We start from the raw sequence: 1919 nt of genomic DNA, 5'->3' as shown, positions 1-1919 counted from the left end.
ACGACTCTTGCCACTATTAGTAATAGTGGAATATTAAACATTAATGGTGGGACAGTAAGTGCAGCGTGTTCTTCAACTTTAGTTAACTACAATGTCACCGCAATTCAAAACTTAAGTTCGGGAACATTAACAATTAACGCTGGTACGGTTAGTGCAACAACAAACGGAACTGGCTCGACCTATGCGGTGTATAACAATGGTGGCACTGTAACCATTGCACAAGGTGCGACCATAATCGGCAGCATGTATGGGGTTAATTAAAAAAGGAAACACGCAACAGAGGTAACGCAGTAGTAACTGATACCTGAATTTAAAGCCATCCGAAAGGTGGCAAGTGTCGTCAAGAAATTGGCGACATTACCTGTAGGGGTAACAAAGCGGTTCGTGCTGGTTCGTGGTATAATACCTCTTTATAAAATTTGCTTTAAGATTTTAAAAACTTCTTCTTCTGATACAGTCCACGGAGAATTTGCCGTCAGATCTAATTTACGCGCGACTTCGGCGGCTGCTGTTACCCTGTCTAGCGAAATATTGAGTTCTTTTAAATCGACTGGTACGCCCAGAGCCGCCATAGATTTGCGTATTGTTTCTACTGCGGCTTTTGCGGCGTCCGCAGGAGTAGCGGCTTTTGCCGCTCCAAGCAAAGATGCAACCCGCGCCATTTTTTCCGGGCGCGCGCTTACAAGCCGCTCCGCAATGACGGGGAAAAGCGCCGCAGAACATTGCGGTTTTGAAACATTGCAACGCGCATTAATTGCCACAGAAAGCGCGGAGCCAACGCCCGGTGAGCTTACTGAGGAGCCGATAGACAAGAGAATACCCGCCTGCGCGAAAGTTTCCGCTTGTGAGCCGCCTGCGACTTTTTTTAATAATTTCGCAAAAGAGGAAATCGCTTTTTCCAACAAAGTATCGGAAAGGAAATTTGCTTTTGAGGAACAATACGCTTCTACCGCCGAGAAAATGCCGTCAAAAACAAACGCCGACGAAGCGTTCTCTGAAAGTATAGTTATTAAATTACAGTCTATAATTATCGAGGCATAAAGATGATTCGGAGACGAAATAGATTTTATCAGTTTGTTGCGCGGGTCTGCGACAAGAAAAAACTCCGCCGCGGTAAAGACATCTGTTCCTTCTGTCGGGATAGCGAGCAATGGTAAAAATTTTCCCTGACAGTCTCTGCCGTCAAGCAGTTCTAACGATGTAATTTTCATGGGAGCCATTATTGCCGCCATGCGGGAAATAGTCTGCGTTTTTACGCCGCCCAAACCTATGATTGCGTCACAGTGTGCCGCGTTTAAAAGCGAGACAATGTTATCCGCCATTTCTGCGGAAGAATCGTCTTCTATTCCGTCAAAAACAATTGATTCAAGTCCTGAGTCTTTTAAAATTTCTTTTAAGCGGTTTACAATTTGCGAGTCTAATTTATGATCGGCGGCTATCATGATACGCTTTCCATAACGACCGGCGATAGTTCCAGCCATGCTTATAGTTTCCGCTCCTATCAGTACTTCAGGATTAAATTTAAAAGAAATGTCCATGTCCTACTCCAAAAAAAAAGCGTTTGATCCCTTGGGCTACCCCAATGATCAAACGCTTGAAATACTTATTAAATTCTTACGCAAACCATGCGTTCAGAATGTTATCCGCCGTAGCCTTGATTACCTTCTCATTTAAATACGAAGGATCATTAATTTTCTGCCTGAGTTCAGCAATCCGGACATCATCGAGTTCCGGGGCGGATTTAATAAGTTCCACGACCTGATATAATTCCGCTTTCTTCGTTGCATCTGAAGAAAGATCGATTACATCAGCCTTGTCACTCCCCCCCAATTTCTCACTCCTGGCTGGCTTCTTGCCGGCTGGAATGGGCTCTACATGACCTATCCTGTCTACTGTCATACTCTTACCCTACCTATACC

Annotated in this window: 3 protein-coding genes; 1 reads left to right on the top strand and 2 read right to left on the bottom strand. The window is 44.5% G+C overall.

The window, feature by feature from the left end; genetic code table 11:
* On the top strand, nt 1–261 hold a 261-nt coding region (locus tag ACYVTD_RS12130; RefSeq protein ID WP_461248016.1), incomplete at its 5' end, for a hypothetical protein.
* 149 nt (nt 262–410) lie between these two features.
* Here ACYVTD_RS12130 and ACYVTD_RS12125 read toward each other — a convergent pair.
* Together ACYVTD_RS12125 and ACYVTD_RS12120 are read right to left on the bottom strand one after the other, a co-directional pair.
* Nucleotides 411–1538, bottom strand: a complete 1128-nt coding sequence (locus tag ACYVTD_RS12125) for an iron-containing alcohol dehydrogenase (RefSeq protein WP_461248015.1) — start codon at nt 1536–1538, stop codon at nt 411–413.
* A 76-nt stretch (nt 1539–1614) separates the two neighbouring features.
* The gene (locus ACYVTD_RS12120) at nt 1615–1830 is read right to left on the bottom strand and encodes a flagellar biosynthesis anti-sigma factor FlgM (RefSeq protein ID WP_461248014.1); all 216 of its coding nucleotides are present in this window, start codon (nt 1828–1830) and stop codon (nt 1615–1617) included.
* Nucleotides 1831–1919 lie beyond the last annotated feature (89 nt).

This window comes from Treponema sp. R6D11, assembly GCF_054786075.1.
This window is presented reverse-complemented; position numbering and strand designations above follow the sequence as displayed.